This window comes from Nocardioides sp. WS12 (assembly GCF_014108865.1).
GTDB lineage: Bacteria > Actinomycetota > Actinomycetes > Propionibacteriales > Nocardioidaceae > Nocardioides.
Window position 1 is genome coordinate 1638555 of record NZ_CP053928.1, and the last position, 26920, is coordinate 1665474.

Annotated in this window: 30 protein-coding genes; 10 read left to right on the plus strand and 20 right to left on the minus strand. The window is 69.4% G+C overall.

Going from position 1 to position 26920, the window contains the following annotated elements:
* Nucleotides 1-5 precede the first annotated feature (5 nt).
* The 15 genes from HRC28_RS25590 to HRC28_RS07735 form a co-directional block, all read right to left on the minus strand.
* Nucleotides 6-1256, minus strand: a complete 1251-nt coding sequence (locus HRC28_RS25590; RefSeq protein ID WP_182379534.1) for a flagellar hook-length control protein FliK — start codon at nt 1254-1256, stop codon at nt 6-8.
* Nucleotides 1256-2218 carry a transglycosylase SLT domain-containing protein gene (locus tag HRC28_RS07670; RefSeq protein WP_182379535.1) on the minus strand — a complete coding sequence of 321 codons (963 nt, stop codon included), beginning with the start codon at nt 2216-2218 and terminating at the stop codon, nt 1256-1258. The genes HRC28_RS25590 and HRC28_RS07670 overlap by 1 nt, the downstream gene beginning before the upstream one ends.
* On the minus strand, nt 2215-2667 hold the full coding sequence (locus HRC28_RS07675; RefSeq protein ID WP_182379536.1) for a flagellar export protein FliJ: 453 nt from the start codon (nt 2665-2667) through the stop codon (nt 2215-2217). Before HRC28_RS07675 ends, HRC28_RS07670 begins: the two co-directional genes overlap by 4 nt.
* Nucleotides 2664-3944 (minus strand): FliI/YscN family ATPase, encoded by a 1281-nt coding sequence (locus HRC28_RS07680; protein ID WP_237111738.1) that lies wholly within the window; start codon nt 3942-3944, stop codon nt 2664-2666. The genes HRC28_RS07675 and HRC28_RS07680 overlap by 4 nt, the downstream gene beginning before the upstream one ends.
* A 74-nt stretch (nt 3945-4018) precedes the next feature.
* Nucleotides 4019-4678, minus strand: coding sequence for a FliH/SctL family protein (locus tag HRC28_RS07685; protein ID WP_182379538.1), 660 nt, complete (start codon nt 4676-4678; stop codon nt 4019-4021).
* Nucleotides 4662-5690, minus strand: a complete 1029-nt coding sequence (gene fliG, locus HRC28_RS07690) for a flagellar motor switch protein FliG (RefSeq protein WP_182379539.1) — start codon at nt 5688-5690, stop codon at nt 4662-4664. Before fliG ends, HRC28_RS07685 begins: the two co-directional genes overlap by 17 nt.
* Entirely contained in the window at nt 5687-7276 is a 1590-nt protein-coding gene (fliF, locus tag HRC28_RS07695) for a flagellar basal-body MS-ring/collar protein FliF (RefSeq protein WP_182379540.1), read from the minus strand. Before fliF ends, fliG begins: the two co-directional genes overlap by 4 nt.
* A gap of 10 nt (nt 7277-7286) precedes the next feature.
* A complete protein-coding gene (fliE, locus tag HRC28_RS07700) occupies nt 7287-7640 on the minus strand; it encodes a flagellar hook-basal body complex protein FliE (protein ID WP_237111739.1) in 354 nt (117 codons plus the stop codon).
* A 5-nt stretch (nt 7641-7645) separates the two neighbouring features.
* Complete coding sequence (locus tag HRC28_RS07705; protein ID WP_182379541.1) at nt 7646-8035, minus strand: flagellar basal body rod C-terminal domain-containing protein; 390 nt, start codon at nt 8033-8035, stop codon at nt 7646-7648.
* Complete coding sequence (locus HRC28_RS07710; protein ID WP_182379542.1) at nt 8035-8391, minus strand: flagellar basal body protein; 357 nt, start codon at nt 8389-8391, stop codon at nt 8035-8037. Before HRC28_RS07710 ends, HRC28_RS07705 begins: the two co-directional genes overlap by 1 nt.
* 212 nt (nt 8392-8603) lie before the next feature.
* Nucleotides 8604-9083, minus strand: a complete 480-nt coding sequence (locus HRC28_RS07715) for a hypothetical protein (RefSeq protein ID WP_182379543.1) — start codon at nt 9081-9083, stop codon at nt 8604-8606.
* A 7-nt stretch (nt 9084-9090) separates the two neighbouring features.
* Nucleotides 9091-9450 (minus strand): response regulator, encoded by a 360-nt coding sequence (locus HRC28_RS07720; protein WP_182379544.1) that lies wholly within the window; start codon nt 9448-9450, stop codon nt 9091-9093.
* Between the two features lie 31 nt (nt 9451-9481).
* On the minus strand, nt 9482-9982 hold the full coding sequence (locus tag HRC28_RS07725; protein WP_182379545.1) for a chemotaxis protein CheX: 501 nt from the start codon (nt 9980-9982) through the stop codon (nt 9482-9484).
* The gene (locus tag HRC28_RS07730) at nt 9979-10371 is read right to left on the minus strand and encodes a response regulator (protein WP_202033387.1); all 393 of its coding nucleotides are present in this window, start codon (nt 10369-10371) and stop codon (nt 9979-9981) included. The genes HRC28_RS07725 and HRC28_RS07730 overlap by 4 nt, the downstream gene beginning before the upstream one ends.
* An 11-nt stretch (nt 10372-10382) precedes the next feature.
* Nucleotides 10383-11258: a protein-glutamate O-methyltransferase CheR gene (locus tag HRC28_RS07735; RefSeq protein ID WP_182379547.1), complete on the minus strand. Its 876-nt coding sequence runs from the start codon at nt 11256-11258 to the stop codon at nt 10383-10385.
* A gap of 54 nt (nt 11259-11312) precedes the next feature.
* Here HRC28_RS07735 and HRC28_RS07740 point away from each other — a divergent pair, with 54 nt between their 5' ends.
* Together HRC28_RS07740 and HRC28_RS07745 are read left to right on the plus strand one after the other, a co-directional pair.
* Entirely contained in the window at nt 11313-12395 is a 1083-nt protein-coding gene (locus HRC28_RS07740; protein ID WP_237111740.1) for a chemotaxis response regulator protein-glutamate methylesterase, read from the plus strand.
* A gap of 170 nt (nt 12396-12565) precedes the next feature.
* A complete protein-coding gene (locus HRC28_RS07745; RefSeq protein ID WP_182379548.1) occupies nt 12566-14383 on the plus strand; it encodes a hypothetical protein in 1818 nt (605 codons plus the stop codon).
* A gap of 63 nt (nt 14384-14446) precedes the next feature.
* Here HRC28_RS07745 and HRC28_RS07750 read toward each other — a convergent pair whose 3' ends face one another.
* The 5 genes from HRC28_RS07750 to HRC28_RS07770 all read right to left on the minus strand — a co-directional run bounded on the left by HRC28_RS07750 (nt 14447) and on the right by HRC28_RS07770 (nt 18411).
* Nucleotides 14447-14773: a hypothetical protein gene (locus HRC28_RS07750; RefSeq protein ID WP_182379549.1), complete on the minus strand. Its 327-nt coding sequence runs from the start codon at nt 14771-14773 to the stop codon at nt 14447-14449.
* The gene (fliS, locus tag HRC28_RS07755) at nt 14770-15150 is read right to left on the minus strand and encodes a flagellar export chaperone FliS (RefSeq protein ID WP_182379550.1); all 381 of its coding nucleotides are present in this window, start codon (nt 15148-15150) and stop codon (nt 14770-14772) included. Before fliS ends, HRC28_RS07750 begins: the two co-directional genes overlap by 4 nt.
* A gap of 10 nt (nt 15151-15160) precedes the next feature.
* Nucleotides 15161-16495 carry a flagellar filament capping protein FliD gene (fliD, locus tag HRC28_RS07760; RefSeq protein ID WP_182379551.1) on the minus strand — a complete coding sequence of 445 codons (1335 nt, stop codon included), beginning with the start codon at nt 16493-16495 and terminating at the stop codon, nt 15161-15163.
* Nucleotides 16496-16606: 111 nt separating this feature from the next.
* Nucleotides 16607-17407 carry a flagellin gene (locus HRC28_RS07765; protein ID WP_182379552.1) on the minus strand — a complete coding sequence of 267 codons (801 nt, stop codon included), beginning with the start codon at nt 17405-17407 and terminating at the stop codon, nt 16607-16609.
* 158 nt (nt 17408-17565) lie between these two features.
* Nucleotides 17566-18411 (minus strand): sigma-70 family RNA polymerase sigma factor, encoded by an 846-nt coding sequence (locus tag HRC28_RS07770; RefSeq protein ID WP_237111741.1) that lies wholly within the window; start codon nt 18409-18411, stop codon nt 17566-17568.
* Between the two features lie 219 nt (nt 18412-18630).
* Between HRC28_RS07770 and flgN the strand changes: the two genes are divergently transcribed.
* The 8 genes from flgN (at nt 18631) to HRC28_RS07810 (ending at nt 26869) form a co-directional block, all read left to right on the plus strand.
* Nucleotides 18631-19128 (plus strand): flagellar export chaperone FlgN, encoded by a 498-nt coding sequence (gene flgN / locus HRC28_RS07775; protein ID WP_237111742.1) that lies wholly within the window; start codon nt 18631-18633, stop codon nt 19126-19128.
* Nucleotide 19129: 1 nt separating this feature from the next.
* On the plus strand, nt 19130-20533 hold the full coding sequence (gene flgK, locus HRC28_RS07780) for a flagellar hook-associated protein FlgK (RefSeq protein WP_182379553.1): 1404 nt from the start codon (nt 19130-19132) through the stop codon (nt 20531-20533).
* On the plus strand, nt 20533-21423 hold the full coding sequence (flgL, locus tag HRC28_RS07785; protein WP_182379554.1) for a flagellar hook-associated protein FlgL: 891 nt from the start codon (nt 20533-20535) through the stop codon (nt 21421-21423). Before flgK ends, flgL begins: the two co-directional genes overlap by 1 nt.
* A gap of 8 nt (nt 21424-21431) precedes the next feature.
* Nucleotides 21432-21845, plus strand: a complete 414-nt coding sequence (locus tag HRC28_RS07790) for a flagellar assembly protein FliW (RefSeq protein WP_182379555.1) — start codon at nt 21432-21434, stop codon at nt 21843-21845.
* A gap of 18 nt (nt 21846-21863) precedes the next feature.
* The gene (csrA, locus tag HRC28_RS07795; RefSeq protein WP_182379556.1) at nt 21864-22109 is read left to right on the plus strand and encodes a carbon storage regulator CsrA; all 246 of its coding nucleotides are present in this window, start codon (nt 21864-21866) and stop codon (nt 22107-22109) included.
* A 97-nt stretch (nt 22110-22206) separates the two neighbouring features.
* A complete protein-coding gene (locus HRC28_RS07800) occupies nt 22207-24429 on the plus strand; it encodes a chemotaxis protein CheA (RefSeq protein WP_182379557.1) in 2223 nt (740 codons plus the stop codon).
* Nucleotides 24426-24920 (plus strand): chemotaxis protein CheW, encoded by a 495-nt coding sequence (locus tag HRC28_RS07805; RefSeq protein WP_182379558.1) that lies wholly within the window; start codon nt 24426-24428, stop codon nt 24918-24920. The genes HRC28_RS07800 and HRC28_RS07805 overlap by 4 nt, the downstream gene beginning before the upstream one ends.
* Nucleotides 24917-26869 (plus strand): methyl-accepting chemotaxis protein, encoded by a 1953-nt coding sequence (locus HRC28_RS07810; RefSeq protein ID WP_237111743.1) that lies wholly within the window; start codon nt 24917-24919, stop codon nt 26867-26869. The genes HRC28_RS07805 and HRC28_RS07810 overlap by 4 nt, the downstream gene beginning before the upstream one ends.
* Nucleotides 26870-26920 lie beyond the last annotated feature (51 nt).

The following is a 26920-nucleotide window of genomic DNA, read 5'->3' on the forward strand; positions in this document are numbered from 1 at the left end:
CCTCCTCACAGGTTCCGGTCGAGACGACCGGGGGTCGGGGTCGAGCCGGGTACGACGTCCGCGGCTGCCGCGTGACGTCCTGCCTGCTCGTGGGGGTGGCCGGACCTGCCGGGCTGGGTGTCGCCGCGGGACTGGCCGAAGTGGTTGCCCTGGTCGGAGTGGTCGGACGGGCCTGCTTGCTGCTGGCCGGACTGTTGGCCGGGCTGCTGGTCGGGCTGCTGGTCGGGCTGGCCGCTCCAGGCCTGGGCGAAGTCGTTGCGTGCTGCGGTGGGCAAGAGCAGGGGCGCGGCGTTGAGCTCGCGGACCAGGACCCGTGCCTCGGTGGCACCGCCCCGTTCGAGCATCCGCTGGAGCTCGGGGGCGCCGCTGGCGAGCGCCTGTCGTACCGCGCCGTCACCCGCCTCGCCCGACATCCGCACCCGTACCGCACCGTCGCGGACGACCAGCGTCACCCGGACCTCGCCGAGTTGTTCCGGCTGGAGCGTCAGCGTGATCCGGTGCGTCCCGTTCCCACTGCTGGCGAGCCGGGTCACCTCCGGGAACACCTGCGTCACGACCACCCGCTCCACCGACTTGGCGTTTGTGACCGCCGAGTTGGCGTTTGTGACGCCCGAGTTGGGGTTTGTGACCGCCGATTCGGTGGCGGTGGCCGATTGCTCGGGTGTTGTGGCCAACGGTTGCAGGGCGGGTACGTCGTCCCGGACCGGCGTACCTGTCGCAGGGTGCTCGGCCGGGAGGGCCGGCATCGGGGTCGCGGCGAAGAGCGGCCGGGCCGGCGGAAGGCCGACAGGACGGTGGGGCTCGGTTGTTGAGGCAGTCGAGACGGGGGTGGCTGTCGGGATGCCGGGCGCTGCGGAATCGGGCGCGACGTCGGGCGCGGCGTCCGAAGGGACGGACCGCGGGTCGGCCGCGACGGCTGCTGTACCGACGGCGGGAACTCCCAACTCGGGCGTCACAACCCCCAACTCGGCGGTGACAAACCCCAACTCGGGCGCCACAAACCCCAACTCGGCGGTGGCCGGGGTGGCGGCGGTGGCCGGGGCGGCGGGCGCGGCGGGCGCGGCCGGTGCCATGGCCACGGCTGGTTGCACGGCGAGCGCCGCGGCGAGGGCGTCCATGAACGCGACCTCGCCCTCGGCGCCGGGCTGTGCGTCGGTCGCTTGGCCACTGGCGGTCCCGGTCGTCGTACCGGCTTCAGCGGGAGCGGGTGCGGGTGCCGGGGCCAGGAGGCCGGGCAGGAAGGGCGCAATGCTCATCAGTCGTTCACCATCGCCATCACGTTGCGGACGTAGTTCTGGGTTTCGCGGTACGGCGGAATGCCGTCGTACCGGGCCACGGCACCAGGGCCGGCGTTGTACGCCGCCAGCGCCAGGTCGGTCTGGCCGAACCGGTCGATCAGGGACTTGAGCAGGCGGGCGGCGCCGTCGATCGCCTGGGCCGGGTCGAACGGGTTCTCCACGCCGAGGCCGCGCGCGGTGCCGGGCATCAACTGCATGAGGCCCTGCGCGCCGGCGGGGCTGACGGCCTTCGGGTTGAAGCCGGACTCCTGCTTCGCGACGGCGGCGAGGAGTTCGCCGGGGACTCCGGTCCGGGCCGCGGCGGCGTTGATCAGGCCGGCGTACGGTGTCGCGTCGGAGACCCGCGCCGAAGCTCCGCTCGCCGGGGCCGCCGCAGCAGCAGCGCCGTCGGGGAGGATCCGGCGGATCACGTCGGGCGTGGACGGTACGTCGACGATTCGGATGTCCAGCCCGGTGCGCGGGGCCTCGATCATCTTGCCGTCGCCGATGTAGATCGCGATGTGGTCGACGCCGTTGTTGCGACTGGAGTTGTCCCACGCAATCAGGTCACCGGGCTTCGCGTCGGCCATGCTCGCGACCGGTCGGCCCGCCTGCGCCTGCTGGTTGGAGACGCGCGGCAGGTCGTAGCCGAGGTTGCGATAGACGACCTTCACGAGACCGGAGCAGTCCATCCCCTTCTCGGGGTTGGTGCCGCCCCACACGTAGGGGAGACCGAGGTACTTCTTCGCCTCGGCGACGACGTCGTCGCCACTGACGCCCGCGGCATCGGTCGGCATGCCCGCAGCTGAGGCGGTCGCGGTCTCGGTCGTGAGCTGGTTCGCGAACCCGGTCGCGGACGTCCGTGCCGTCGCCTGCTGCGCGAACTGCGCCAGCTGGGACTGGATCTGGCCGATCCGGGCAGTCACATTGTCGATGCTCATGCGACACCCCCGTGGGCGCGGGACCAGCGCTGGGCAGCCAGGTCGTCGGCCTCGCGGTCCGCCTTCCGGCGTGCTTCGGTACGACGACCTGCCGCACGTTGTTCGAGGAGGTGCTCGACCGCGGCGAGCCGGGCGCGGTCGCTGATCCAGCGGGCGCGGGCCTCGGCGGAGACCATCGCAGCGGTTGCCACGTCGGCGCGGGTCTCCTGGATGAGGGAGCCGAGGTGGGTCAGTGCGGTGCGGTGCGCGATCAGTTCGCCGGGGGTCGTGAGGTCAACGACCGGCGCTGCGGTCAGCTGGTTCTGCAGCGTGGTGAGCCGGGCAGTCATGGCGGCTTCTTCGGCCAGCACCTGGGTCAGGCCGATCCGGCTGTCGGTCTCCCGGACGGAGCGGACGCGAGCGACGGCGGCGAGGCCGCGGTCTTCCGGGTGTGGGCGGCGGGTGCTCATGACTGGACCAGCTCGTTGAGTCGGGCCCAGGTCTCGGCGGTCGGCGTGACGTCGTCCATGTCCTGGCGCAGGAAGTCCTCGATCCGCGGCAACCGCTCGAGGGCTGCGTCGGCGTACGGGTCGGCCCCGCCGACGTACGCACCGATCTCGACGAGTTCCTTGACCCCGCGGTGCGCGGCCATCATTCGGCGCAGCAGGGCAGCGGCGGCCTGCTGGTCGGGCGTGGTGACCGCGCGGTGCACCCGCGAGATCGACTCGAGGACGTCGATGGCGGGGAAGTGCCCGGACGTCGCGAGCTCGCGGGACAGCACCACGTGGCCGTCGAGGATGGAACGGGCGGTGTCTCCGATCGGGTCCTGCAGGTCGTCGCCTTCGACGAGGACCGTGTAGAGACCGGTGATCGAGCCGTTGCTGGCGGTGCCGGCCCGCTCGAGGAGACGGGGTAGGAGACCGAAGACGCTGGGCGGGTAGCCGCGGGTCGCGGGCGGTTCGCCGGCCGACAGGCCGATCTCGCGCTGGGCCATGGCGACGCGGGTGAGCGAGTCCATCATCAGCAGGACGTCGCGGCCGGAGTCGCGGAACCACTCGGCGATCCGGGTGGCGGTGAAGGCGGCGCGCAGGCGCTCGACGGCCGGAGCGTCCGAGGTCGCGACGACGACGATGGAACGGGCGAGGCCCTCGGGACCGAGGTCGGCCTCGATGAACTCCCGGACCTCGCGGCCACGCTCGCCCACCAGGGCGATCACGTTGACCGAGGCGTCCGTACCGCGGGCGATCATCGACAGCAACGACGACTTGCCGACACCGGAGCCGGCCATGATGCCGAGGCGCTGGCCGCGACCGACCGGGACGAGTGCGTCCATGGCGCGGACGCCGAGGCCGAGCGGTTGGTTGATGCGCGGTCGGGACAGGGCACTCGGGGTGGTGTGTTCGGTCGAGACGAGTTCTAGTCCGTCGACCAGGTCCAGGGAGGGCCCGTCGTCCACGGGTCGGCCGAGGCCGTCGAGCACGCGCCCCCGCAGGGCGTCGCCGACCCGGATCTTCAGCGGACCACCGGTGGACCGGACGAGGTCTCCGACGCGTACGCCGGTGGTGGGGCCGAGCGGCAGACAGATCGCCGCACCGTGGCGGAGCGCGACGACCTCGACGAGCAGCGGGCCGGCGGACGCCTGTACTTCGAGCATGTCGCCTGCGGCCGCCGTACCAAGGCCACGGACCTCGAGGTGCAGGCCGACCAGTTCGGCGACGGTGCCGAGGTGCAGCGGACGGGCGGCCACGCGAGCGCGGTCAACAAACCCCGACTCGGCGGAGACAAACCCCAAGTCGCGCGTCACAAACCCCAAGTCGCGCGTCATGACAGCACCTCGCGGACCCGGGCCAGTGCCTCGTCGATGCGGAGGTCGACGACGGCTCCATCGGTGGATTCGACGAGGGCGTCGGCGGGGCCGAGCGAGGCGTCGGGGACGACCTCGAGGCCGCGCGACACCAGGTCCTGAACGGCTTCGGCAGAGACGAGAGAGGGGTGCAGGCGGACCCGTCCGACCGGGGCGGCGGGCAGAACCTGCAGTACGCGGGCGACCACGTCGGCCGGGCCCATGGCCTCGACCCGGATGCCGACGATCTCGGCCGTCAGGGCGAGTGCCAGGCCGGCGGCCTGCGATTCGACGGCACCGGCCAGGTCGCCGAGCAACCCCCTGACCTGCTCGGCTGCCTGGGCCAGCGCTTCGACGGCGGCCCGGTGTTCGGCGGCCCGCCGGGTGTCGTCCTCGGCGTGGCGTGCAGCCCGCAGCAGTTCGCTCGCAGCCGCCTGCTCGGCAGCGGCCCGACGACCGGCGGCCCACCCGACGGCGTACCCCTGGGCCTGCGCGGCATCGCGCGCCTCGGCAGCGATGCCGTCGAGCAGGGTCTCGGTGATGGAGTCGCCGAGCACGCTCTGCCCACCCAGGCGCGTCCAGCGTCCGACCCGGAGCTCAGGCAGCTCCGGGCGGACCAGGTCAGGTGACGAACTCATCGTCATTCCCGCGCCGAACCATGATCTGGCCCTGCTCCTCGAGTTGGCGGATGGTCCGGATGACGCCCTGCTGGGCTTCCTCGACCTGGGCCAGACGTACGGCGCCGAGCATCTCGACCTCGTCGAGGAGATTCTCGGCGGCGCGCTCGGACAGGTTGCTGGTGATCTTGGACCGCACCGACTCGCTGACGCCCTTGAGGGCGAGGGCGAGCTCGGCGGTGTCGACCTGGCGCAGCACCTGCTGCACCGAACGGTCGTCGAGGCCGATGATGTCCTCGAACATGAACATCCGGCTCTTGACCTCGTCGGCCAGTGCGGCGTCGAGGCCCTCGAGACCTTCGACGATCTGGCGCTCGGTGGGCCGGTCGGAGCGGTTGATGATGTTGACGAGGGGATCCACGCCACCGACCCGCGAGATCTCGGCGGGCTGGAGCATCGAGGAGAGCTTCCGCTCGAGGACGGTCTCCACGGTGCGGACGATCTCGGGGGAGGTCCGGTCCATGACCGCGATCCGGTGGGCGACCACGGCCTGCTGGTGGGCGGGCAGCCCGCTGAGCAGCAGGGACGCCTTGTCGGGGGCCATGTAGGCGAGCACCAACGCGATCACCTGCGGGTGCTCGTCGGCGATGAATCCCCGCAGTTGAGCGGGATCTGCGCGGTGCAGGAACTGGAACGGCATCTGGACGGCGGCTGCGTGCAGCCGGTCCATGATCTCCTTGGCCCGCTCCGGACCGAGCGACTGCTCGAGGAGCTGCTTGGCGAAGTTGAACCCGCCCTGCGTGATGTGGGCGTGTGCCGTTGCGAGGTCGTGGAACTCCGACAGCACCAGACCGGTCTCGGCGGCGGACACCGAGTCGAGGCGGGCGATCTCGGCGGAGATGCCCTCGACCTCGGCGTCGCTGAGGTGGGACATCACCTGGGCGGCGCGGTCCTTGCCCATCTGGATGAGCAGGATCGCGGCCTTGCGGACACCCAGTCCGGTCACGGCACTGCCGCTGGCGAGCATCGTCATGACCGCGGCTCCACGAGCCAGCCACGGAGCAGCGACGCCACGTCCTCGGGCTGCTTCTCCACGAGGGCGATCAGGTCGTCACGCAAGCCGTCCTCCTCGCTCGCCTCCGCTGCCTCGAGTACGGCGACCGCGGGGCTGTCGATCTGCGGCATCCGGCTGGCGGCGTCGAGCTTGAGCTGTTCGACGACGTACGACGTCGCGTCCTCGCGAGCGCGGGCCCGGCGTCGTGCCTGGAACCAGGCCAGCAGCACCATGAGCGCGATGCCACCGCCGATCCCGACGTTGCGCAGGAGTGCGTTCTTCGCCTCGGCTGCGTCGGCCTTCTGCGCTGCCGCGATCTCCTTCGCTGCGGCCTCGTCGGCGCTGCGGTCGAACGGAAGAGCGGAGACCTCGATCGTGTCGCCGCGCGTCGCCTTGATGCCGATCGCGCTGCTGATCAGGTCCTTGATGACTTCGGGTTGGATGGCCGCTGCCGCAGTGGCGTCCAGGACGACAGCGACGTGCAGGCTGTTGACCGAGCCGGGTGCGGTCTCGCGGTGTTCGACGGTCTTGTCGACGGCGTTGTCGCGCGTCTCGCTGCCGTTCTTGTACGACGAGTCCCCGTCGGCACCGGCCGCAGCGGGGTCCATCTGGCCGTCGGGTCCGACGACGCCGCCCGTTCCGTCGGTGCCGCCTGCGGCACCGGAGTAGGTCTCGTTGGTCTTCGACTCGGACAGGGCCGGGGTCCCCTCGGGGACGTCGAACTTCAGGGAGTCGGTGACCGACTTGTCGAAGTCGAGGTCGGCGGTGACGGCGGTCTTGGAGTTGCCGACGCCGACGACGCGGTCGAGCACGGCCTGGATCTCGCCCTGCAGGGACTTCTGGAAGGCCTGCACCTGCTTGGTGCGGGACGTGGCGGCGCCGGAGCCGGCCTCGGTGCCCTCGGTGGTGAGGACCTTGCCGGTCGAGTCGGCGACGGTGACCTTCTTCGGCTCGAGGCCGTCGATGCTGGAGGCAACCAGGTGGACGACCGCCTGGACCTGCTCGTCGTCGAGGGTCACGCCGGCCTTGGTGTCGACGAGGACCGACGCAGTGGCGGGGTCCTGCTCGTCGCTGAAGACCTGCTTCTCGGGCAGCGCCAGGTGGACGACCGCGGTGTCGACGCCGTCGATCGCCTCGATGGTCTTGCTGAGCTCACCCTCCATCGCGCGCTTGAAGTTGGTCTGCTCCTGCGACTCCGAGGTCGACAGGCTCTGGCCGTCGAGCAGGCTGTAGCCCGAGTCGCTACTGGTGGGCAGACCCTTGCCGGACAACGTGATCCGGGTGCCGTAGACGTCCGCGCGGGGCACCGAGATGGTGCCGCCTCCGCCGGAGATCTCGTAGGGGATGCCGGACGCGTCGAGTTCCTCGATGACGGCGCTGGCGTCCTCGCCCGAGAGGTTCGAGTAGAGCGGCGAGTAGCTCGGGGCGGACACCCAGCGGAACACCATGAAGGCGGCGATGAGGAGCGCGGCCGTACCGACGACGGCGACGGCCTTCTGGCCGGCCGTGAAGGACGCGAAGGCGTCGGATCCGCGCGACAGGAAGCGGTTCAGTTTCTGTTGCATCTCGATGTCCTCAGACCTGCATCCGCATGATCTCGTTGAACGCCTCGACGGCCTTGTTGCGGAGCGCAACCGTCATCTGGCTGGCGACCGAGGCCTCGCTGGCGGCGATCGTGTAGTCGTGGATGTTCTCGAGCTTCCCGGTCGCGGCCTGGACGGCGAGGTTGTCGGCCTTGTCGGTCAGCCCCTCGAGCCGGTCGAGTCCGTCGAGGACCATCGAGCCGAACTCGGTGTCGGTGCCCGAGGGCCCGGTGGGACCCGCAACGCCGGAGGTGCCGGCGGTGGGCGCTGCGTTCGCGATCGACGTCATGCCGTCGACGCCGGGCAGGTTCGGGATCTGCGGGAAGCTGATCGGAGAGATGCTCATCGTGGTCACCGGCCGATCTGCAGGGCTGCGGTGTAGGTGTCCTGCGCGGACTTCGTGACCTGCACGGAGGCCTGGTAGCCGCGCTGCGCCATGACCAGCTGGCTCATCTGCGAGGCCATGTCCATGTCGGGCATCCGGACGTAGCCCTCCTCGTCGGCGAGCGGGTGCGACGGGTTGTGGACCAGCCGGCCCTCGGCGCTGGACTGGGCGAAGCCCTCGACGTCCACACCGCCGTCCGCGCGCGGGTCCATGACGACGTACTTGGCCTGGAAGGCGTCGTCGTCGGTGCCCTTGACGGTGTTGGCGTTCGCGATGTTGCCGGCGAGCGCGTCGAGCCAGACCTGGTGGGCACCGAGCGAGGTGTTCGCGATGCGCAGGGTGTCGAACGCGCCCATCAGCCGTTACCGCCCGACATGAGGGACATCCGGGTGGCCCGGTCGCTGATGGCGCGGCCCATGACCTCGTACTCGTACTGCGTCTGGATGGCCGCGATCGACTCCTTGCGGAGGTCGACGTTGTTGCCGTTGGCGCCGACGGGGGTGTCGGTCGCAGAGACGGTGACACCGACGTCAGTGGCCTTGCCACGCTCGATGGCGCGCGACAGCGTCGACTCGAAGTCGGCGGCGCGGGCGCGGAACCCAGGGGTGTCGACGTTCGCGATGTTGTCCGCGATGACTTCCTGCCGCGTGGACAGGCCGTTGATCGCCGAGTGCAACACGAAGCCGATGGCGTCGGTGGCTGCGAAGGACACGAGGTTCTCCTCGAGAGGCACCGCTCCTGGCTGATCGAGCAAGTCAGGAAGAGTGCGACGGTCGGTGCCGGTCCTTCGGCGGGGTTGAGCATTCCGTGCTCACGGGGATCATCGGTTGAGCGTTGAACGACCTGAGTCCGGATCGCTGGGACTTGATCCCGACTATCCCGACCGTTCGATCAACCCCGTCCGACGATCCGTCAGAGGAGCCGTCAGAGGAGTACGACGGAGACCGCTCCCGATCCGTACCCGGCGATGTCGACCGCGAGGTCCTCGCGGCGACCCAGGGTCAGCGCGCTGATCCGCAGTTGCGGGTCGAGCGGGGGACCGGCGGGGTGGAGCGCGTGCAGGCGCAGGTGATCGGCGCCCGCGACGTTGAACATGGAGGCGGCGATGTTGAGCACCTCATAAAGGTTCTCCGCCATCGCATCGGTGATCTTGCGGTCGTCGATCGCGGCCTGGGCGCCACCGACGGGGATCAGCCCGATGGCCGCACTGGCGTGGGCCGAGAAGGCCAGGTCGCACAGGATCAGCGCACTGATCCGGAGCTGGTCGTCGACGTACACGGCGATCGAGGCGGCGGTGTCGGGTGCCGGGGCGAAGGGCGTCGTGGGACTCAGGGTGACGTCGCGGCCGAGCAGATCGGCGAGCAGGTCCTTGAGTTGCTTGGGCTGGGGCAGGTGAATGACCACGGCGACCTCAGATCACGGTGCGGAGGGCGTCGTCGAACGCCTCCGGGGTGAACGGCTTGGCAATGAGGAAGGCGGCACCAGAGGTTGCGGCACGCTGGCGCATCTCCTCGGACCCCTCGGAGGTGACGAACCCGAACGCGACGGTCGAACCCGCTGCGCGCAGGGCGTCGAGGCAGTCGATCCCGTTCATCTCGGGCATGTTCCAGTCCGACAGGACCAGGTCGGGGGACTCGGTCTGCACCATCTCGAGTGCCTGGCGGCCGTTCTCGGCTTCGACGATGTCGTGGCCACCGTGGCCGGCCTGGCGCAGGGTGCGGATCACGATCTGCCGCATCACGCGGCTGTCGTCAGCGATCAGGATCTTCATCGGGACCTTCCAGTGGGGGCAGGGAGGGCGCTCAGGCGCCGGGGACGTGGACGCAGACGCGGACGGGGCCGTCGTGCCAGGCGACGTCGACGCGACAGACCTCGCGGACGTCGCTGGCGAACGCGGCGCGACCGGCGGCGACCGAGGGGAGGGAAAGCGTGCTGGGCCCGGGCATCAGGCTCTTGATGCTCCCGCCGACCATGTTGACGAGCTCACCGACGGCGTCGGCGACGTCGCCGTCGTGGACGTCGTGCACGGACGGGATGGCGAGCATCCGGGCGGTCACCTCGCGGGCAATGGCCTCGTCGAGTTCGAGGGTGACCACGCCCTGCCAGCCACCGGTCACGGTGACGGCTGCGGACCACGCACCGGCGGCGTCGAACGGGGATCCGGCTGGCACCGGGCGGGTCACGAGGGCCTCGCCCTCGCCGAGGAGCGCCATCCACATGTCCTCGGTCACCGAACGGACGTCGTCGAGGTCGGGTGCCTCGACGTCGGCAGCGGAGGGGTCGAAGAAACTCAGCACGTTCACGTCAGGGCTCCGTACGTCGCAGTGGAGCCCGCGGTGAGCAGGCCGAGGATCTCGAGCTTCTCGACGATCGCATCCGGCGTGAACGGCTTGATGACGTACTCGTGGGCACCCGCGGCGAGGGCGCGCACGATCTGCCGCTGCTCGCTCTCGGTGGTCACCATCATCAGCGTGACATCGCGCCACTCGGGGTTCGCACGAACGGTGGTGATGAACGTGTAGCCGTCCATCACGGGCATGTTCCAGTCGACCAGGCACAGGTCGGGCACCGGGCCGGACCGCAGCTGGTCGAGGGCGTCCTGGCCGTGGATGGCCTCGGAGGTCTCGAAGTCGAGCCCGGCCAGGATGCGGCGCAGGATGCTCCGCATGGCGCGGGAGTCGTCGATGATCATGGCGTGCACGATCAGGCTCCTGTCATGGTCAGGGGAGTGGTCGAAACAGCGGGTGCGGTGCTGGGTGGGGGTGCGCCGGCGCGTCGATGCACCTGCACCCGGCCGATCGGTTCGCGCCGCCAGGCAGCGGCGAGATCCTCCGGCAGGTCGAGCGTGGTCTCGGTCGAACCGAGCAACAGGTAGCCGTCGAGGGCGAGCATCGGCAGCATCCGGCGCAGGATGTCCTGCTTCGTCGGGGCATCGAAGTAGATGAGGACGTTGCGCAGCCAGATCATGTCGAACGTCCCGAGGCCGACGTACGGCGCCGCGAGGTTGAGGTGGCGGACGGTGATCCGTTGGCGCAGTCGTTCGGCGATCTCCCACTCGCGACCGACACGGGTGAAGTAGCGGACCAGGCTGGTCGCGGGGAGGCCACGGTTGACCTCGACCTGGCTGTACCGGCCGGCCTTCACCCGCTCGAGCATCGTCGTTGCGATGTCGGTGGCGACGATCTCGTACTCCCACCCGGCCGGCAGGTGCTGGTCGAGCAGCATGGCGATCGAGTAGGCCTCCTGGCCGCTCGAGCACGCCGCGCTCCAGATCCGCAGTTTCCGGGTCGTCGACCGGCGTTCGAGGAGCGTGGGCAGGATCTCGTCCGTGAACGCCTGGTAGGGCGTGTGGTCGCGGAACCAACTGGTCTCGTTGATCGTGAGCGCGTCGATCACCTTGCGGCGTTCGTCGGGTTCGAAGGCCAGCCGGGCGACGTACGCCTCGAGGGTGAGGCCCTTCGCTGCGGCCAGGGGAGCAAGGCGCGCCTCGACGAGATACTCCTTGCCCTCGTCGTACACCATCGACGTCTCGCGCCGGATGAGCGCGGAGACAGACGTGAAGGCGGTGGGCGTGGTCATGTCCGGTTCTTCGGCGGGGAACTGCGGTTCCTGAGATCTCATGACGAGCCATGTGTGGCCGATGCCTTGGCCGTGACTCAGATCAGGGTGCTCGTGGTGGACGACTCGGCATTGGTACGACGACTGGTCACCACTGCGCTCAGTCAGGCCCCGGACATCGAAGTGGCCGGCGTGGCGAAGGACGGCGTGGAAGCCGTCCGCATGGTCGATGAGCTCAAGCCCGACGTCGTCACCCTCGACATCGAGATGCCGAACCTCGACGGCCTCGGCGCGCTCACGCAGATCCGGGAGAAGCACGCCCGGTTGCCGGTGATCATGTTCTCGACCCTGACCGAACGCGGGGCGACCGCGACCCTGGACGCGTTGTCGCGGGGGGCGTCGGACTACGTCACCAAGCCCTCCAACACCGGCCAGATCGCCGACGGCATCGCCGCGATCCGCGACCAGCTGGTGCCGCGGATCCGGGCCCTGGCCGGCATGCGGAAGCTCACCCCGGGCACCTCGCGCCCCATCGTTCGCCGGGAGCGTCAGCCGCATGCCGTGCAGCCGGTCAGTGCGCTCCTCATCGGCTGCTCCACCGGCGGACCCGACGCCCTTGCCCGCCTCCTTCCTCGTCTTCCCGCCGACCTCGGAGTGCCGGTACTGGTCGTCCAGCACATGCCTCCCGTGTTCACCGCGATGCTGGCCCAACGCCTCGACAAGCTCTCCGCGCTCACCGTGCGGGAAGCGGCCGACGGTGAGGAGGTGCGTCCCGGCGAGATCCTCATCGCGCCCGGCGACTTCCACCTCCGGCTCAGTCGCGTCGGCCGGATCGGCCCGGTGCGGGTCGCACTCGACCAGGGCGATCAGGAGAACTTCTGTCGCCCTGCGGTCGACGTGCTGTTCCGCTCGGCGCTCGACATCTACGGCGGCGGCGCGCTCGCGACGGTGCTGACCGGCATGGGACAGGACGGTCTCGCCGGGGCCCGGCAGCTGGCAGCCGCTGGGGCCCGGATTCTCGTCCAGGACGAGGAGAGCTCGGTCGTGTGGGGGATGCCCGGTGCCGTTGCGGGCGCGGGACTCGCCGACGACGTACTCCCGCTGGAACAGCTGGGTGACCGGATTGCCGCGACCGTGCGGCGTTCCCGCGCGGCCTGACGGCCGGGCAACGCTCCGCTTGCCGGTGAGGGTTTTGGGAAGGTGTCCTCACATTCGACACTGGTGACGCCCCGCCGAGGAGCACACGATGGGGGAAGGTCCGGCGGCCATAGGTCTCGTGGTGACGCTGTGCGGGCACAGCCCACTCGACTTCATGGGGGAGTCACCACATGTCCCAGCATCGCGCTCACCGACGCGCTCGTCGCGTCATCGCTCAGATCGGTTCCGGCGCGCTCCTCGTCGCCGGCGCTGCTGTCATTGCCACGACGTCGGCTCCGCCGATCGCCCATGCGGCCGCCCAGTCCATCTCGACCACGACCAACATCACGGACGGGAGCGGATTCTGCGTCAACCCGGACGGCACGGGTGACACGGACGACCCGACCAACTGCAACGCCTACGCCCTGAAGACGGACGTGTGGTTGAGCAACCTCCCGCACACCCTGGGAGAGGGCGACTACTTCTTCGCCGTCAACGTTCCGGGCACCCAGTCCACGCCGAACGACGGGGACCCGGGCCTGCTGTCGTCGGACTCCCGTGCGGACCGGACCTTCCACGTCGCGGCCGACGGCACGATCACGACCGCTGGTCCCCACCCGGTCTCCTTCGACGACTTCCGGATCCAGATGGCGCCGTTCGACGACACCACCAACGGTGGTGGCGTCTACAACGCCAGCGTCTGCGAACTGCCGTCTCCTGACCCGACTGCGCCCGTCAGCGGCGACGACTGCACCCATGACTCGTTCAAGGTGCTCCAGGACGACCCGCCACCGGTCGCGGACCCGCTGACCGTCACGAAGACCGCCGAGGGCTCCTACGACAACAAGTACACCTGGCTGGTCGAGAAGTCGGTCGACGACAGCACCCTGAGCGGTGTGTCCGGCTCGGTCACCGCCTACTACACCATCAACCTGAGCCACGACGGTGGCGACATCTCCGGGGCTGCGATCACCGGCTCGGTCACTGTCACGAACCCGAACCCCGTCGCGGCCGTCGCCGACATCACCGACACCTTCTCGGAACCCGGGATCGTGTGCACGCTGACTGGTGCGGGTGACGACATCGAGGTCGCCCCGGGCGACACGGTCCTCCCGTTCAGCTGTGATGTCGCCGCGGACGCCGTCCCAGCGGACGGCCTCACCAACACGGTCACCGTGGAGTGGGACGTCCAACTGCTCGGCGAGGCAGTCCTCGACGCGGGTTCGGCCACGGACACGACCGACCCGATCGTGATCACGGAGAATGCGATCGATGAGTGCGCGGACCTCACCGACACCTACGCCGGCGATCTCGGTACCTACTGTGCCGGCGAAGCCCCCGTGACCATCCAGTACACCCGGGACTTCGACCTCGTCGACCCGGGCTGCGTCGTCTACCCGAACACCGCGTCGTTCGTCACCAACGACAACGCGGTCGTGGGCGAGGACAGCCAGGACGTCGAGGTCTGCAAGACCCCGCTGAACACCGGCGCCCACACCATCGGGGGCTGGACGAACAAGAACGGCCAGGGTCTCATCACCAACGGCACGTCGACCGGCACGACCTGCAACTCCGGGACCTACCTGCGGACCTTCGCACCGTTCCAGGACCTGTCCGCAACCGCCAACTGCGCGGCCGTGGCCAAGTACGTCTCCACGGTGATCGGCAAGGCAACGGCGTCGTCGATGATTCCGATGCTCAAGGCACAGATGCTCGCCACGGCGTTGTCGGTCTACTTCACGGCCGACGCAAACAGCACCCTGGCGACGCAGAAGTACATTCCGAACACCAATCTCGGCGACATCGAGATCGACCTGACGATGATCAAGGGCCGTGACGTCGGCGCCGCCTTCGGTGGGGCAGACAGCCTCACGGTGAGCCAGATGCTGACCTTCGCAGCCAGTCAGTACGTCAGCGCCAGCAGTTGGTACGGAACGTCCAAGCCGGTGCAGGCCGACGCCAAGGACGCGTTCGACGCGATCAACAACAACGCGGTCTTCGCGCCCTAGAACACCCCACTGCAGCGACCGTCACCCCGGTCCGTGTCTCCTTCTCGTACCCCGATCACGCGCTCACGCCGTGATGTCGAGATACACGGGTACGGACCGGGTGGCGGTCGCGTCACTGACGCGGTCGGTCAGTCGCTGCTGCTGCCGGGTGTCGGACAGCATCGCCGGGATGGCGGACATCAGGCGCTGCTGGCGTTCGAGCAGCACCCGTGCGCGGGGCAGGAACTCGTCGGGGATCGGACCGAGGTCCGTGGGTGGCTGCCACGCCGGCTGGTCGGGGGCGCGGCGGCCCTGGAGCATCCGCTCCGCGTGATCGGCGTGTGCCTCGAGGCGGTCGAGCGCCTCACGCCACGTGACCAGGCGACGGGGGCCGTTCGGTGGCGTGCTCATTGGAGCGCCGCTGCCATCGCGGCTTCACGCCACGTCTCGCACAACTGACGGGCGAGCTCGAGCGCCTCGGCCGACTTCGGGGCGTCGCGCCGGATGTTCGCCAGCACCAACTGGTTGCGCAGGTACGCGTAGAGGGCGGCCAGTTCCGTGCCACCCTGCATCTTGTCGACCTGGAGGCTGGATTCCAGTTCCAGCACGATGTCCTGGGCATGGACCAGATTCCGGTGCGCACTCTCCCAGTCGCCTTGCTGCTGCGCTCCGTGTCCACGCTCGACGTCGAGGACCAGCCGTTCGAGCAGCATCACCAGAAGGCGTGCGGGCGACGCGGTCGCGACGGAGTTGGACTGATAGGCCGCATGGGCGGTCAGGGCGTTCATGGGTGATTCCTCACTCGCTCGAGCCGGTCAGGGACGCCAGCTGGCTCGAGAGCCAGCTGGATTGGGCCTGCATCTGGGAGAGCGCGGTCTCGAGCGCCGTGTACTGCCGTTCCAGCGACGTGCGGCGCAGTTCGAGACGGTCGTCCCAGCGGGCGATGTTCTCGTTCAGTCGGGTGATCGCCGTGCCGTGGCTGGTGATCGCGTGGGTGACGCTGCCGTCGTACTTGTCGCTCGCGGTCTTGGCCGCTGCCTCGATCCGGGCCGTGAATCCTGTGGGTCCGGTGAAGGCGGCGGCAGCGGCGATCGGGTCGTCCTTGTACGACGTCGTGAACTTGTCGGCGTCGAAGGTGAGCTTGCCGTAGCGGTCCACCTGGATGCCGTACTTCGCCATCGACGTGCCGTCGGCCGGGTACATCGCGTCCTGCAGGGCTCCAGCAACGCGACGCAGGGCACTGTCGCCGGCGAGGACGCCCTTCGCGGTGGTGCTGGTCGAGGTGATGGCGGAGATCTGGCCGAGGACAGCGTTGATGCCCTCGACGAACGACTTCATGGAGGCCGCGGCGCCGGCGGCGTCGCGGCTGACCTCGACGTCGGCGGTGCCGGTCGCGTTGGAGGCGAGCGTGATCGTGACACCGGGCACGACGTCGGCGAACGTGTTGGTGCTCGAGGTGGCGGTGATCCCGCCGATGTCGATGCTGGCGTCGCGACCCGTACGGACGGTCGCGCCACCGAGAAGTGCGGCGCCGGTGGAGTCGGTCAGGTCGAAGGACTGGTCGCCGCCGGTGGTCGATGACTCGACGAGCAGGCGGTACTGGTCGGTGCCGCCGGAGGTGCCGGTACGGACCAGGGTCGCGCGGACGCCGGCGTCTGCGCCGTTGATGGCCGCGGCGAGCTGTTCGAGTGTCCCTCCGGCCGTGTCGATCTGGAGGTCGGCCTCGCCGGCCCGCTTCAGGAGCACGCTGGTCGTGGCGCCGGTGACGACGTCTGTCTTCGCGTGGGCGTCGGTGAAGGCGACCTGGTGGCTCAGTGCGGTCTGGCCGACGCTCACGGTGAAGGCGCCCGCCGTCGCGGATGTCGTGGCGGCGACGCGGACCCCGGTGTTGGTGGACGTGGCCGCCAGGGTGGTCCAGGGGCTGGTGGTGGCGGTGCGCATGCCTTCGGCGGAGGTCCCCAGCGCCTGGAGTGCGGTGTTCAACTTCTGCAGCGCGGTGACCTTGCTCTGCTCGGTGGTGACCTGCGTCTTGAGTTTGGTCTGCGGCAACGCCTCGAGCGCCATCAACTGGCTGATGATGCTCGCGGTGTCCAGGCCGCTGGCGAGTCCGCCGATGCTGCTGGTCGCTGCCATGGTGATCCTCCGAAGTCCTTGGAAAAGCCCGCGTGCCGGTGAGGCCGGTGGCCCCACCGGCACGCGGTTGGTGCTGTGTGTCAGGAGCGAACTCCCGACGGTTCAGGCAGATCAGCCGCGCAGCAGCTGCAGCACGCCGTTGGGGGCCGAGTTGGCCTGGGCGAGCATGGCGGTGCCGGCCTGGGACAGGATCTGCGAGCGGGTGAGGCTCATCATTTCCTGCGCCATGTCGGTGTCGCGGATCCGGGACTCGGAGGCCGAGAGGTTCTCGATCGCGACGTTGACGTTGTTGATGGTGTGCTCGAACCGGTTCTGCACAGCACCGAGCTCGGCACGCTGCGTGGAGACCTCGGTGATGGCCGCCTGCAGGGTGTTGCTGTCGGTGATGTCGATGGCGGCCACAGCGGCGCCAGCGGTGAAGTCGGCGAGAGCCGTCGCGGAGACGTCGATGGTGTCCGCGTTGTCGAAGCCGACCTGGAAGGTGAGTGCGGCACCACCGAAGAGGTCGACACCGTTGAACTTGGTGTTGTCCTTGATCCGGGTGATCTCCGTGCTCAGCGCGTCGAACTCGCCCTGCAGGGCTGCCTGCGAGTCGACGTTCTGCGTGCCGTTGTTGTACTGCACCGAGAGGTCGTTCATGCGCTGCAGCATGGAGTGGACCTCGGTGAGTGCACCTTCCGCCGTCTGGGCGACAGAGACGCCGTCCTGGGCGTTGCGGACCGCGACCTTGAGTCCGCCGACCTGCGAGCGCAGGCCCTCGGAGATGGCGAGACCGGCGGCGTCGTCAGCGGCGCGGTTGATGCGGAAGCCGGACGACAACTTTTCCATCGACTTCGAGAGCTGTCCCTGCGTCACCGACAGGTTGCGGTAAGCGTTGGTCGCCTCGATGTTCTGGTTGATGCGAAGACCCATGATGGTTCCCTCCTGGATTAGGTCAGATGTTCCGGGAGACCATCCGTGGTCGCCCTTCGAGTTGGTGATCGGCCAACCTGCCGTCGTACCGAAGGGTTTTCCGGAAGAACTTCCGAAAACTTCGGTACGACGGCACGCGGGCCGTCAGACGGAGCTGGTCAGCCCACGGCGTCGAGCGGGATGGTGACCCCGCGCCGACCGCTGTCGGCGTGGCGGGACGCCACCGCGGCGAAGTAGGACTCGCGGCGTCGCTGGGCGACGCCACCGTTCTTGCCGGGCGTCTTCACGAGCGTGGGCTCGAGCGCGTGGTTGAGGGCGTCGCGGAGCAGGGTGAGTGCCTCGGCGCGCATCTGGGAGATGCGGGAGTCGGTGACGCCGAGCTCGGCGGCGATGTCGGCCATGGGGCGCTCGGCGAAGAAGTAGTCCTCGACCACGACGCGCAGGCGCTCGGGGAGTTCGGCGATCGCTTCCCGCAGGTAGGTCAGCTTCTCGGCGTGCTCGAGCAAGTCCTCCGGCGACGGGGCGCGGGTCGGCAACAGTTCCTCGATCGGGGTGGTGGTCGATCCCTGGAGGGACAGCACCTGCGCGCGGGCGACGTCGTCGTCGTTGGCGGCGACCTCGTCGACGGTCATGCCCGTGGACTGGGCGACCTCAGCGGCGGTCGGCGTGCGACCGAACAGGCCGGCCAGGCGGCTGCGGGTCTCGGTGAGGTCGCGGGCCCGGCGGCGGACCGAGCGGGAGGCCCAGTCGACCGAGCGGAGCTCGTCGAGCAGTGCACCGCGGATCCGGGTGGCGGCGTACCGGTCGAAGGGAACGCCGCGGGCGGGGTCGAAGGCCCGCCCGGCGAGGACGAGAGCAGTGAGACCGGCCGAGGTGAGGTCATCACGGTTCACGTGCGACGGCACGCGGCCCATCGTCTCGCGCACGATGTGGCCGACCAGAGCCATGTGGCTGGTGATCAGTTCGTCCGTCTCGTTGGCGACGGTGCCCTCGTTGTCGTTCACAAAGATGACATTCCGGGGTCCGTACGGCGTGGCGCAGCAATTTCGGTCCCGAGTGACCTATTGGCCGACCAATACAGGACAAGGGTCCCGGGTTGGCGTGGTCACTAGTGACACCGCGCAAGGACCCGGCCGGTCCAACCGCTCAGGTTCTGCGGGACCCGGGCGATGGGATGGATCAACAGCACCGGCATCTCGGGGCGGGACGGAAAGGGTCGGGAAATGGTCGACATGATCGGCATGGACAGGTTGTCGCAGGTCCTGTGGCGCGAGCGTGAGCTGCTGGAGACCCTGGCGTACAAGCTCGACATCGAGCGGATGGTGCTGGCCACGGGCCGCACCCGCTGGCTGGTCAACGTGACCCGCGAGATCGAGGAAGTCCTCGAGGACCTCCGCGCCACCGAGGTGCTGCGGGCGACCGCCGCCGACGAGGCCGCCGAGTCGGTCGGCATGGCTCCCAATCCGGCGCTGGCCGCGCTGGCCGATGCCTGCGACGACCCGTGGCGCGGCATCCTGATGGACCACCGCGACACGATGATCAACCTGGCGCGCGAGATCTCGGAGACCTCCGAGGAGGCCCGCGGCCTGATCACCGCCGGCTACCGGTCGGCGCGCGAGACGCTCCTCGCGATCGGTGGCACGGGCACGGAGAGCTACAGCCCGAATGGCACCGCGGTCGTGGAGACCCGTCGAAGCAGGTTGCTGGACAGGAGCCTGTGACATGGTCGGCTCCTTCGGTTCCATCAGCACGGCACTGTCGGCGCTGCGCTACAACCAGGTGGCGCTCGACGTCGCCGGCAACAACATCTCGAACGCCTCCACCGATGGCTTCGTACGACGTCGGGTCGTCGGCGAGTCGGTCAGCAGCGCCGCCCCAGCGCTCTGGTCGCGCTACGACGGCCACGGCGAGGGTGTCGCGGTCGGCGAGGTACGCCGCCTGGTGGACCCGCTGCTCGACACCCGCGTCCGTCGTGAGCACGCCGCGCTGTCCTACCTCGAGTCCAGCCAGGCCGTCCTGGCCCGGGTCGAGGAAGGCATCGGCGAACCCGGCACCAACGGCGTGTACGCCGCGATGCTCGACTTCCGCAACGGTTGGCAGGACCTCGCCCTGAACCCCGGCGGGGACGCCGCCCGCCAGCAGGTGCTGGGCCGCGCGGAGACGCTGGCGCAGGCGCTGCGGATCCAGGTCAGCAACATCACCGGCGAGGAAGCCGACCAGCGGGTCCACCTCAACAACGTCGTCAGCGAGATCAACACCGCTGCTGCAGGTCTCGCCGACCTCAACCAGGCGATCCTCGTGACCGAGCAGAACGGCACCGACGCGGGCACCCTGCGCGACCGCCGTGACCAGCTCGCGCTGCGGCTTGCCGAACTCGGCGGCGCCGTCACCACGGTCCGCCCGGACGGGCAGTTCGACGTCAGCATCGGTGGCGAGACCCTCGTGTCGGGCCGCGAGGCCGGTACCTTCGTCGTCGCGTCGGGGGTCACCCCGACCGGCGCAGCCGACGGCCTGCCCATCACGTTCCGCATCGATGCCAGCTGGGGGAGCACCACGCTCCCGACCGGTGCGGCCGGGCCCGGCGGAGAGCTGGGCGCGGTGACCGACATCCTCACGACCACCCTGCCGTCGTACCGCGCCGGACTGGACGCGATCGCGGCCGATCTGGCTGCGGGCGTCAACGCCCAGCACGCGCTGGGGTACGACGCCGCGGGCGCCGCCGGAGGTGCGTTCTTCTCCTACGACCCGCTCGTCGGTGCGGCCAGCCTGCAGGTCGCGATCACCGATCCCGCCCTGGTGGCGGCGTCCTCGATCACCGGCGGTGGCCGCGATGGCAACAACGCTGACGCGCTGAGCAATGCCGGCGACAACACGGGCGCCTATCAGCGCCTCGTCAACGGCTTCGGCACCCAGGTGGCGGCGCTGCAGCGACAGACCGCCAACCAGACCGCGCTGGCCGGCTCCCTCGACAACTCCTGGGAGCAGCAGGCCGGCGTCAACCTCGACGAGGAGACGGTGAACATGGTGACCGCCCAACGCGCCTACGAGGCCGCGGCCCGTTTGCTGACGACCCTCGACGAGGTCCTCGACACCCTGATCAACCGCACGGGACTGGTGGGACGCTGATGAGCATCGGACGTGTGACCCAGCGGATGCTGACCGAGGGTTCGCTGAGCAACCTCCAGCAGGGCCTCGGGCGACTGGCCCGCGTGCAGGAGCAGCTCTCGACCGGGCGGGTCATCAACCGCCCCTCCGACAACCCGACGGGTACGACGGCCGCGATGCGGCTGCGCAGCTCCATGGCCGACCAGGCGCAGTACACCCGCAACGCCCAGGACGGCATCGGCTGGCTGACCCAGATCGACACCGCGCTGGACTCCGCCACCTCCACGGTCCGCCGCGCCCGGGACCTCGCGCTGCAGGGCGCGAACGCCGCCGCTTCCGGGCCCGTGTCCCGTGAAGCGCTCGCCATCGAGGTCGACGGCCTGCGGCAGAGCCTGCTCTCCGAGGCCAACACGACCTACCTGGACAGCCCGGTCTTCGGTGGCGTCACCGCCGGCACCACGGCGTACGACGCCACGGGCACCTACGTCGGAACGCTCGGTGACGTGAACCGCCGGGTCGCCAACGGGGTCCAGGTCAAGGTCGACGCGAACGGCCCCGACGTCTTCGGCAACGGCGCCACATCGGCGTTCGCCGAACTCGAGGCCCTCTCAGTCGCCCTGCGCGCAGGTGACCAGGCCGGCATCAGCGCTTCCATCAACACGCTCAACACCCGTCTCGACACGATCACCAGTGCGCGTACGGCGGCAGGTGCCCGCTTCCAGCGAATCGAACAGGCTGACCTGACGGCGTCCGACGCCGGGATGTCGCTCGAGAACCAGCTGAGCGTGATCGAGAACGCCGACCTGGCCGCGACAACGGTGGACCTGAAGCTGCAGGAGGTGGCCTACCAGGCCTCTCTCGCGGCGACGTCCCGCGTGATGCAACCGAGCCTGCTCGACTTCCTGCGATGATGGGCGCCATGACACAGAGGCCTGCGGCCGAGGGCGACATCCCGGTGATCGAGCTGGTCCATCCGATGCCGGGCTTCCCGGACGACGGCCGCTTCGCGCTCGTGCAACTCGACGACGACGGGATGCTGCACGGCTTCCGCTCGCTCGACAGCGACGGCCTGCAGTTCGTGGTCATCCCGCCCGCCCCGTTCTTCCCGGACTACGCGCCCGAGCTCGCCGACGACGTCGCTGGCGAACTCGGTCTGTCCGACGGGAACGCCGGCGACGTGATCGTCCTGCTCGTCGTGCGTGCCGGCGCCACCCTGGCCGAGACCACGGTCAACCTGCGCGCTCCGCTGGTCATCAACACCGCCACGCGCCGTGCGAGCCAGGTCGTCCTCGATGACGCCGACCTGTCGATCACCGCACCGCTCGTCGCGTGAACCGGTAGCCTCACACGCGTGCTGGTTCTCTCTCGTCGCGTCGGTGAAAGCGTCGTCATCGGCGCGGGGTCTCCCGAAGCGGTGACCATCACCGTGCTCGAGGTCCGCGGTGACGTCATCCGCCTGGGCATCGACGCCCCGCGCTCCGTCGCGATCCACCGCGCCGAACTCCTGGCCGAAGTGGCTGACGCGAACACCGAAGCAGCGTCTCCTTCGGAGACCTCGGTCGCCTCGCTGACCGAGGCCTTGCGCACCCGCCACTGACCAACTGGTCGGGCCTGCAGGGACTAGGTCCCTACTCGCGAATCGCCCCTCATCCCCCCTCCCGCGCGGCCGATGGGCCGCGTGAAGGGAGGGACATATGGACGACGACGCAGAGATCATTGCGGAGTTCCTCGTGGAGTCTCACGAGAATCTCGATCAGCTCGACCGCGACCTGGTCGAGCTCGAGCAGCAGCCCGATTCACGGGACCGGCTCTCGAGCATCTTCCGCACGATCCACACGATCAAGGGGACGAGCGGCTTCCTGGCGTTCAACCGCCTCGAGCAGTTGACGCACGTGGGGGAGACCCTGCTGTCGCGGCTGCGCGACGGCGACGCCGTGATGACCCCGCAGGTCACCGAGGCGTTGCTGTCCATGGTGGACACCGTCCGCGCCCTCCTGGACGTCATTGAGCGCACCAGCAAGGACACCGACCCCGCGGTCGATGTCCTCCCGCTGGTCGCGGTCATCGAAGGACTGCTGGAGGTCGGTCTCCCAACCACCGCCTCCAGTGCGACACCTGTCGTCGACGAACTCTCCCCCGTCGACGAGGTGTCCGAAATCGGCGGAGCTGTGGTGGAGCCGGACGTGTCCCCGGCGGCCTTCATCGCAGCTCCGCCGGAGGGACTGGTCACCGAAGAGGTGGCGGCACCCGAGAGCTCGTGGGACGGCACCGATCGTCGTTCGGCCGTCGACGCATCGGTGCGGGTCGACATCGACCTGCTCGACGACCTCGTCGACCTGGTTGGCGAGCTCGTGCTCACCCGCAACCAGCTGCTCCAGCGCAGCCTTGCTTCGGCGGATGTCGAACTGGTGCGCGCCAGCCAGCGCCTCGACCTCGTCGCGAGCGAACTGCAGGAATCGGTCATGAAGACCCGCATGCAGCCCATCGGCCAGGTCTGGTCGAAGCTGCCCCGCGTCGTCCGCGACCTGTCCCACCAGCTCGGCCGCGAGGTCGAACTGGTCATGGACGGCCACGAGACCGAGCTGGACCGCAGCCTGCTCGAGGCAGTGAAGGACCCGCTCACGCATCTGGTCCGCAACTCCCTCGACCACGGCATCGAACGGCCCGAGGACCGACTCGCTGCTGGCAAGCCCGCCAAGGGCACCTTGAGCCTGCGCGCCTACCACGAGTCCGGCCAGGTGGTCGTCGAGATCACCGACGACGGCAAGGGCATCGACCCTGAGCGGATCGCCGCTGTGGCGCTCGAACGTGGCGTCGTCACCCGCGACCAGTTGTCCCGGATGGACGCCCGCGAAGTGCTCGGCCTGATCTTCCGGCCCGGGTTCTCGACCGCAGCCGCGGTCTCCAACATCTCCGGCCGCGGCGTCGGGATGGACGTCGTGCGTACCAACATCGAACGTATCGGTGGCAGCGTCGACGTCACCTCCGAGGTCGGACGTGGCACCACCACCCGCGTGCGGATCCCGCTGACCCTGGCCATCATCCCCGCGCTGGTCGTGGGGGAGGGTGAGGAGCGGTACGCCATCCCGCAGGCCAACCTGGTCGAGCTGGTCCGGATCGAGGGTGACGACCTGCGTCGCCAGGTCGAGGACCTCGCCGGCGCCCCCGTGCTCCGGCTCCGCGGGAACCTGCTGCCGCTGGTCTCGCTCGCCGAGATCCTCGGCGGGCCGCCCATGGACGGTCAGGCACTCACGGTCGTCGTACTCCAGTCCGACGACGTGCGCTTCGGACTCTGCGTCTCCACGGTGTTCGACACCCAGGAGATCGTGGTCAAGCCGATTGGTCGCCAGTTGAAGGGCCTCGCGATGTACGCCGGCGCCACGATCATGGGCGACGGACGGGTCGCACTGATCCTCGACGTCGCCGGTACGGCGGTCACCGCCGGTGTCGGCGTCGCGCAGCAGGACATGAACGACAACCGCGCCGTTGCGGCCGATGACCGTACGGCGCTGCTGGTGCTCGAGGTCTCGGACGGACGCCGTGCGGCGCTGCCGCTGGCGGCGGTCTCGCGCCTGGAGGAGTTCGCCCGGGACCGGATCGAACGCAGCGGTGTGACCGAGGTCGTGCAGTACCGCGACGGGATCCTGCCGCTGGTGCGGCTCGCCACCGCGATCGGCCTTGCGGACACGAGCGACCGGGAGGACCAGATCAGTGTTGTCGTCCACGAGAATGCGACCGCCGCAGGCGGATTGGTCGGGATCGTGATCGACCGGGTGCTCGACGTCGTCGACGTCGTCATCGTCTCCAGCCACGTCGGCCGCCGCGACGGTGTGACCGGCAGCGCGGTCGTCCAGGACCGGGTCACCGACCTGGTCGACCTGGCGGCTGTCGTCGCCCGCTCGGGGGTGCCGGCATGACCACCGTCGCTGTCACACCCCCCGTGCGGACTGTCGAGCAGTACTGCACCTTCTGGGTCGCCGACCTGTTCTTCGGCGTCGCCGTCGAGGAAGTGCAGGAAGTGCTGCGGCACCAGCCGATGACGCCCGTACCCCGGGCCGACGCGGCCGTGACGGGGCTGATCAACCTGCGCGGCCAGATCGTCATCGCCGTCGACCTGCGGGTCCGCCTTGGGTTGCCGCCCCGCGAGGCCGACCAGCTCCCCATGAACGTGATCGTCCGTACCCGCGGCGAGGTGGTCAGCCTCCTCGTCGACGACATCGGGGACGTGATCGACACCGCAGGCGTGGACGGCCAGCCGGCGCCAGCAAACATGCCCAGGAAGGTGCAGGACCTCGTGTGCAAGGACCGTGGGGTCCTCCCGCTGGCCGACGCCATCCTGCTCGTCCTCGACGCAGACCGTGCGGTCGACGTCTCGACCACACCCGACAACCCCGGAGGAACCCCGTGACCGAGATCCTTGACGTGCTGGTGAATGGCACGCTCCCTGCCGAGAAGGCTTCGAAGACCGCTTCGCCGAAGGCGAGCCCGTCCAAGACCGAGTCGGTCACGGGGGCGTCCGGATTCGCGCTGTCGATGATGGAGAACAGTCCGACGAACATGATGTTCGCGGACCTGGACTTCGTCATCCGCTACATGAACCCGGCCTCGCTGCGGACGCTGCGCGGTCTCGAGCACGTGCTGCCGGTGCGCGCCGACGAGGTCGTCGGTTCGAGCCTCGACATCTTCCACAAGAACCCCGCCTACCAGCGTGGCCTGCTCGCCACCGCCGAGCACCTGCCGCGCCGCGCCGACATCAAGGTCGGCGACGAGACCCTCGACCTGCTGGTCAGCGCGATCACCGACGCCGAGGGCAACTACATCGGTGCGATGGCGACGTGGGAGGTCATCACCGAGCGCCTGCGCAACGAGAACCTGCGCGTCGAGGCTGAGTCGTCGACGACGGCCGTGAACAAGGTGCTTTCGACGTTGTCGGCCGCCACCGAGGTCGAGGCCGCCGTACAGACGGCACTCGACACCGTGCGCAACGAGTTCGGCTGGGCCTACGGGTCGTACTGGAAGGTCGACCCGGCCGACCGCACCCTGAAGTTCGACCGCGAGTCCGGCGACGCCGGTGCCGAGTTCCGCCGCGTCACCCTGCAGGCGTCGTTCGCCGAAGGGGTCGGCCTGTCCGGTCGGGCCTGGGCGCAGCGCGACCTGTTCTTCACCCGCGACATCGGCGAGATGACCGACTGCGTGCGGGCCCCGGTCGCCCAGCAGGTCGGTGTGAAGTCGGGTGTCTGCTTCCCCGTCATGATCGACGGCGAAGTCGTCGGCACGATGGACTTCTTCGCGACCGAGACCCTCGACCCGAGCCCGCAACGCCTCGAGGCGTTGCGCAACGTCGGTCGCCTGGTCTCCCAGGCGCTCTCGCGGATCAACCGCGAGGTCGAAGAGCGTGAGGCCGCAGCCAGCATGGCTACCAAGGTCGCGCAGATCCTCGATGTCGTGTCCGCTGCTGCGGCCGGGGACCTCACCCGCGAGCTCGAGATCGAGGGCGACGACGCCGTCGGTCGGGTGGCCGAAGGCCTGCGTTCGCTCCTCTCCACGCTGCGCACCAGCATGAGCAACATCGGGGGTACGGCGGAAACACTCGCCGCAGCTGCCGGCCAGCTCACCTCGCTGGCCGAGGGCATGGGCGAGGGCGCGACGATGACGTCCGACCGGGCGGCGTCCGCGTCGAGCGCGTCGGTCCAGGTGTCGGCGTCCATCCAGACCGTCGCCACGGCGGCCGAGGAGATGACCGCCTCCATCCGCGAGATCGCGAAGAACGCCACCGAGGCGGCCACCGTTGCCACCGACGCGGTCACCGTCGCCTCCGAGGCACAGGGCACGGTCGCGTCGCTGGGCGAGTCCAGCGCCGAGATCGGGCAGGTCATCAAGGTGATCACCTCGATCGCCCAGCAGACCAACCTGCTCGCCCTCAACGCCACCATCGAAGCCGCTCGGGCCGGCGACGCCGGCAAGGGCTTCGCGGTCGTCGCCAACGAGGTCAAGGAACTCGCCAAGGAGACCGCGAAGGCCACCGAGGAGATCGGCAAGAAGATCGAGGCGATCCAGAGCGACACCCAGGGTGCCGTCTCCGCGATCAGCCGGATCGCCGACGTGATCGCCCGGATCAACGACATCCAGTCGACCATCGCCTCCGCCGTCGAGGAGCAGACCGCGACCACCAACGAGATCGCTCGTTCGGTGACCGAGGCCGCTGCCGGCGCCAACGGCATCGCCGGTGACGTCACCCAGGTCGCCACCGCCGCCGCCGAGACCCGGGAAGGTGCCGAGAACACGCTCGCCTCCGCCACCGATCTGACCGGCGTGGCTGCGGAGCTGCGGGAGCTGGTGGCCCGCTTCACGCTCTGAGTCAGGGTGCAGGAAGAAGCCAAGAACCTCCGACCGGGATCCGGTCGGAGG